Raw genomic sequence first — 6,089 nt, 5'->3', positions numbered from 1 at the left:
TTCCAATGTGACCGACCCGTTCGATTACATCGTGTCGTATGACGTGTACCTGGATAATTTTAATGTGCATTGGGACAATCACAACGTTCACAACTTCGTCATGCTCAAACCCGGGGCAAACGTCGCGGCGTTCGATGCCAAGATCAAAGATTTCATCAGTACGAAAATCGACGTTACGGCGGTGACATTATCCACCCAGCCGCATATCGACAACTACCTGTACGGCAAGTTTACGAATGGCGTGCAGGATGGCGGCCGGATCGAATATGTGCGGCTGTTTTCCCTGATCGCGCTTTTCATCCTGCTGATCGCCAGCATCAATTTCATGAACCTTTCCACCGCCCGCGCTACGCGGAGGATGAAGGAAGTAGGCGTGAAAAAGGCGATCGGGGCGGGAAGGCGCTCGCTCATCCTGCAATACCTCGGCGAATCGCTGCTGCTGTCGTTCATGGCGCTGGGCGTAGCGCTGGTGGCGGTGTATCTGCTATTGCCTTTTTTCAATAAGATTACCGGAAAGGAACTTTCGCTGTTCGCGGATTTGCGGATGACCGGCATTTTCCTGCTGCTGACGATCGTGACGGGCTTGCTGGCAGGCAGTTACCCGGCGCTGTATCTTTCGGGATTCAGGCCGGTAACGATTTTGAAAGGCCAGTTCACATCGTCCATCCGCGAATTGTGGGTGCGCAAGGGACTGGTGGTTTTCCAGTTTTCGATTTCCATCATCCTGATACTCGCGGTGATCGTCGTGTTTCTGCAGCTGCGGTTCGTGCAGAGCAAGAACATGGGATACGACCGGGAAAACGTCGTGTATTTTTTCAAGGAAGGCAAATTGCAGGACGATAGCCGGCAGTTTATGCAGCGGCTCCGTGAAATACCGGGCGTGGTGAACGCCAGCAGCGCCACCGGCAACCTGACGACGCACTGGGGCACCACTACCGGTGTGGAATGGCCGGGGAAGCCAAAAGAACTGAACGTGGAATTCGGCTGCCAGGCCATTGATTTCGGGCTGATCGAAACGATGGGCATGCAGATGGCGAAGGGCCGCGCTTATAATCCTGCTTTTCCGACAGACAGTTCAGCGGTGATCATCAATGAAGTAGCTGCCGCCGAAATGGGTTTCACAGATCCGGTTGGCAAACAGGTGGAATTTTGGGAGGAAAAGGTGACGATCATTGGCGTAGTAAAGGATTTTCATTTCAAAACGATCCATAAAGCGGTAACTCCCTGGATATTTTATTTCCGTCCCGACCAGACCGGTGCGGTGGTGGCGCGCCTTGCGCCGGGCGACCAGCAGGCAACCCTCCTGCGCATCGAAGCCCTGTTCCGCGAAATGAACCCTGGCAGCGTTCCGGATTTCCGTTTCATGGATGACGATTTCCAAACGGTGTACGTGTCGGAATTGCGGGTAGGGGTGCTGTCGCGCTATTTCGCGGGGCTGGCGGTGATCATTTCCTGCCTGGGGCTCTTCGGGCTGGCGGCGTTCACGGCGGAGCGGCGGATGAAGGAGATCAGCGTCCGCAAAATATTGGGCGGGAGCGCGGCGCATATCGTGCTGTTGCTATCCGCCGATTTCACCAGGCTGGTGGGCGTTGCGGTTTGTGTGGCGCTGCCGCTGGGATATCTTATCACCCGCAAATGGCTGGACGGCTTTGCGTACCGGATCGAGCTGCAGTGGTGGTACTTCGCGCTGGCGGGCGTGCTGGCGCTGGTGACGGCCTGGCTGACCGTAGGGAGCCAGGCGGTGAAAGCGTCGCGGGTGAACCCGGTGCAGCATCTCAAAGATTAGTTCACTGTTAGTAATATATGTAAACGGCCCGCGGCATTCTATTGCAGCGGGCCTTCCTTTTTCATAAGCATATTTTATTTGATGACCAGCACGGGGATGCCAGCGTTGAAAGCGAGGCGTTTGGTGGCGCTGCGATGGAAGATCTCCGCGAAGAATCCGTATTCGCCAGGCACGGCCAGCAAAAGGTCAGCATGTATTTCGCCGGCGTAATCCTGGATGGCGGTTACCAGGTCGGTATGCTGGATTTCGCGGTATTGGGCATTGGCAAGTTGCAGTGATTCGGAGAGCGCGGGCGGCGGGGTGTTGTCGGGCTCCCCGGGCGTTACGTGCACTACTTCTATTTGCGCGTCCAGGGTGCTGAGGACGGAGCGGATGGCTTCGGCCTGTGCGGGCTGGAGGGTTTGCTTTCGGTCGTAGGCGAACAGGATGCGCTTTACCTTGCGCAGTTCGGCGCCGGAGGGGACGATGATGAGGGGAACGTGCGTGCCGTGCGCCACGTCGAGCGCGTTGCTGCCGATGAAACGCTGGCCAAGGGGGCTTTTACCAGTTATGCCCATCACGATGAACGTAAAGGTGGCGGCGGTGGTGGCTTCTTTCATGGCATCCATGAAGGGAAGGCCGCTGATATGCGTGTCCAGCTGCACATATTCCACCAGTTCAGCCTGGAGGTCCTGCTTCCATTTGGCGATTTCGCTTTCCACGCCGGCGATGTATTCCGGCGTGTCTGACGGCAGCATGGTCAGCACCGTCGTATTGGCGGAAGGCGGGAGCCCGTAGGCATGAAACAGGGTGATCGACGCCGGTTGTATCTGGCGGGCGAGGGAAATGGCGTACCGTGCGGCATGGAAGGCTGTGTCTGAATAGTCTACCGGGACGAGTATCTTTTGCATGACGGGTCGTTTTCACTATAACAATCAACTGCTCGTATTGTTAGGTGCGCGGTGAATATTCCCGGCATATCTTCGCCGGACATAGTGCGAAAAAAAACTATTTTTGCGGCCGCGGCGATAGCGGCAAACCTAATACATCAAAAATCCAGTATGAGCATCAGCATAGACGTAGTAATTCCTTCCTTCCGGCTCATCGAACATTACCTGGTGCCCATTTTACGGCTGGAAAGGCCTTCGGGTGCGAGGGTGAGGTTCTACCTGCTGTCCGACAACCCGGAGGTGGCGGTGGCGCCTGCTATTGCGGAAATGGTAAATGGAAAAGACGTATTCCTGGAAGTGAACCCGCAGAATATGGGCGCGGCTTATACGCGCAACCGCGGGATTGATTCGGGGGATGGGGATTGGGTGCTGTTCCTGGATGATGATATCACGGTGCCCCCGGATCTCCTGTCTGTTTACGCCCTTGCGGCGGAGCAGGACCCCGGGGCGATGGGGTTCATCGGGCTCGTGCGCCTTCCGCCGCCCGGAAAGCCTTTTTCCGACGCGATCCTGGCCAGCGGCAGCATGGATATCTTCACCATCGCGCAGCATAGAAAAGACTTTGCCTGGGGCGCCACGGCCAATTTTATGGTCCGCCGTTCCGCCATCGGCGACATACGTTTTTCGGAAGTTTATCCTAAATCGGGTGGGGGGGAAGACGTAGATTTCTTCCTGAAGATCCGAGCGGCGAATGACTACCGCAATTACCGCACGCTGCCGGAAGCCGCGGTCAACCATCCCTGGTGGAAAGGAGAGGCGCCGGATTTCAAACGGCCGTTCCGGTACGGAACCGGAAACGCCCTGCTGCCGGAACAATTGCCCCAACATGCCTCGCGCGAACTGCCCAATACCGTGGAAACGGTGCTGCTCGCCCTCGTGGCGGCGGTGGTGGCGGCAATCGTAAAACCCGCATTGCTGGGGCCGATAGCGCTGTTTGTTGCGGGAGTGCCGGTGATTGAATTTATCGCCACCACGGTGCAGTCCGTCAAACGGAAAGCGAAACCCGATATCCGGGTATATTGGTATGTAACGGTACTGCGGCTGAGCCACGACCTGGGATTGCTGTGGGGCAACCTGCGCCGTGGAAAGATCGAAGGGATCACCCGCCGGTTTAACGACAATGGCACTTTCCGGAAAAGCAACCTCTTCCGGACAAACACCTATAAAATTGTAAAGTGGATTTTATACCCGTTGCTGATATGGGCGGCGTGGATAATTTATACTTCGGCGTAGCCGTTCATGCAGGAAATCATATTATACCGGATAGTTTCCATGTAACGATATTCGTTAGCCTCGACTTCAGATTTGGAATTGCATTTATGATGCAGGTGATAACAGTTGGCGGCCAATTTCAGCCTTACTTTCTTGATGCCCGCATTGATAAGCCTGGCGGCAAATTCATTGTCTTCCGAGCCCCAGCCGCTGAAGGTGTTGTTATAGCCGTTTACCGCGACAAAATCTTCTCTCCAGAAAGCGAGGTTGCAACCCCTGGTTTTCGTAGCGTCCTGTTTGGATAGCTGGAACAGCCATGACAGCAAAGGGATTCTCAGGGAATTGAAACGGTTGCTGATGCCCGGGGTAAAGAAAAAGATGGAGTCGAAATCTCCGCTTCTGAGAATCCCTTTCGTCCGGTCTTCTTCGACCATTGTGCGGGCCCCCTGGATGAAAACGCCTTTCTGGGCGTGGCGTACGTGATCTTCCACAAACCTGGGATGCAGTACGATATCGCCATCAATTTCAATGATATAATCCGATTCTGAAAGTTTAACAGCCTTGTTGAGAATAATGCTTTTCCTGAATCCGTCGTCTTTATGCCAGGCATGCCGAAAGGGGATGCCCATCAATGCCGCGTATTTGCGGATGACGGATTCTGTAGCGGCGCCGGACCCATCATCTGCAATGATGATTTCATCCGGCATCCGGGTTTGGCGCATCACACTTTTCAGGACGGCCTCCAGCGCCTTGGGCCAGTTGTAGGTTGAAATCAGTAATCCTACTGTGAATGATCTATTTTCCATTCCAGGTCGATTAATTAATTCGGGTTTTAAGATAAAGACCGGTCTGTTAAAAACCTGCCCTCCTCTTTATAGTCAGGTACATGTTCGCAATACAGGTATAACGGGAAGACAGTCAAAGATGTTACAATCGGTTTTAGGAACAAAATAAATATAAGTTACAAAAAAAGCAAATATATACTATTTATTTAATTGCCAAAAGTTTGCATCTCGATCAGTTTCCGGTAGAGCCCGTTTTTTTCCAATAACTCAAAATGGGTGCCGGTTTCTACTATGCGGCCTCCTTCGAGCACGATAATCATGTCTGCGCTCTGGATCGTACTCAGCCGGTGGGCAATCACGAGCGACGTCCTGTTCTTCATAAGATTGTTCAATGCGTCCTGCACCAGGCGTTCCGATTCGGTATCGAGCGCGGAGGTGGCTTCGTCGAGCAGCATGATAGGGGGATTGCGCAAAACGGCCCTGGCGATGCAGATCCGTTGGCGCTGGCCGCCGCTGAGTTTTACCCCACGGTCGCCGATGCGGGTCTGATAGCCTTCTTCGGAAGCCATGATGAAATCGTGTGCATTGGCGATCCGGGCCGCCGCTTCCACCTGTTCCTGCGTGGCTTCAGGATAAGCAAACGCTATATTGTTGAAAATAGTGTCGTTGAAGAGAATAGTTTCCTGGTTTACGGTGCCCATCAGCCCCCGGAGCGACTCCATGGAGTAATCCTGGATATTTTGCCCGTCGATCCGGATTTCGCCGCTCCAGGGCTGCGTAAACCGCGGAATGAGGTCCATCAGCGTGGATTTCCCCCCGCCCGAAGGCCCCACCAAAGCCACAGACGCGCCCCTGGGAATCGTAATGTTCACATTATCAAGGACTTTTTTGTCCTGGTACCCGAAAGTAACATTCCTGAACTCCAGCGATTCCTTGAAGTCGCGGATTTCAATCGCATCGGGTTTATTGACGATCGCCGGCTTTTCATCGATCAGCGCCAGCACCCGTTCCCCGGCCGCGATGCCGGAGTGGATGGAAGAAAATGACTGTCCGATTGCTTTAGCCGGCCGCATGATCTGGGAAAAAATTGCAATATATGCGATGAAAGCGCCCGGGTCCAGCTCGTTGGCCCCCTCGGCAATCAGCTTCCCGCCATACAGCACGATGCCCGCTACCATGATCACGCCCAACGTCTCCGACACCGGGCTGGCCAGCTGCTGGCGCCGGGCCATGGATCGCATGATACGGCTGTATTTCTGGTTCTCGTCGTCGAAACGCCTGCGAATGAAAGGAATGGCGTTGAATGCCTTGATGATCTTGATGCCCGAAAGCGCTTCATCCAGGTAACTGATCATGTTTCCATAGATTTCTTGGACT

General features: G+C 54.3%; 5 protein-coding genes. 2 read left to right on the top strand and 3 right to left on the bottom strand.

Annotated features, from left to right (window positions below):
* Positions 1-1,786, top strand: a 1,786-nt coding sequence (locus tag Q0510_RS24380) for an FtsX-like permease family protein (RefSeq protein ID WP_298717798.1), incomplete at its 5' end; no start/stop codon positions are given.
* 74 nt (positions 1,787-1,860) lie between these two features.
* Here the strand turns inward: Q0510_RS24380 and Q0510_RS24375 are convergent.
* On the bottom strand, positions 1,861-2,676 hold the full coding sequence (locus Q0510_RS24375) for a universal stress protein (RefSeq protein ID WP_298717795.1): 816 nt from the start codon (positions 2,674-2,676) through the stop codon (positions 1,861-1,863).
* Between the two features lie 150 nt (positions 2,677-2,826).
* On the opposite strand from Q0510_RS24375, the gene Q0510_RS24370 reads away from it, so the two are divergent.
* Positions 2,827-3,948 carry a glycosyltransferase gene (locus Q0510_RS24370; protein WP_298717791.1) on the top strand — a complete coding sequence of 374 codons (1,122 nt, stop codon included), beginning with the start codon at positions 2,827-2,829 and terminating at the stop codon, positions 3,946-3,948.
* Here Q0510_RS24370 and Q0510_RS24365 read toward each other — a convergent pair.
* Entirely contained in the window at positions 3,933-4,733 is an 801-nt protein-coding gene (locus tag Q0510_RS24365; protein ID WP_298717788.1) for a glycosyltransferase family 2 protein, read from the bottom strand. The genes Q0510_RS24370 and Q0510_RS24365 overlap by 16 nt on opposite strands.
* 185 nt (positions 4,734-4,918) lie before the next feature.
* Complete coding sequence (locus Q0510_RS24360) at positions 4,919-6,067, bottom strand: ABC transporter ATP-binding protein (RefSeq protein WP_298717785.1); 1,149 nt, start codon at positions 6,065-6,067, stop codon at positions 4,919-4,921.
* Between the last annotated feature and the right edge of the window lie 22 nt (positions 6,068-6,089).

Origin of the sequence: uncultured Chitinophaga sp. (genome assembly GCF_937874145.1) — a bacterium.
Classification (GTDB): domain Bacteria; phylum Bacteroidota; class Bacteroidia; order Chitinophagales; family Chitinophagaceae; genus Chitinophaga.
This window is presented reverse-complemented; position numbering and strand designations above follow the sequence as displayed.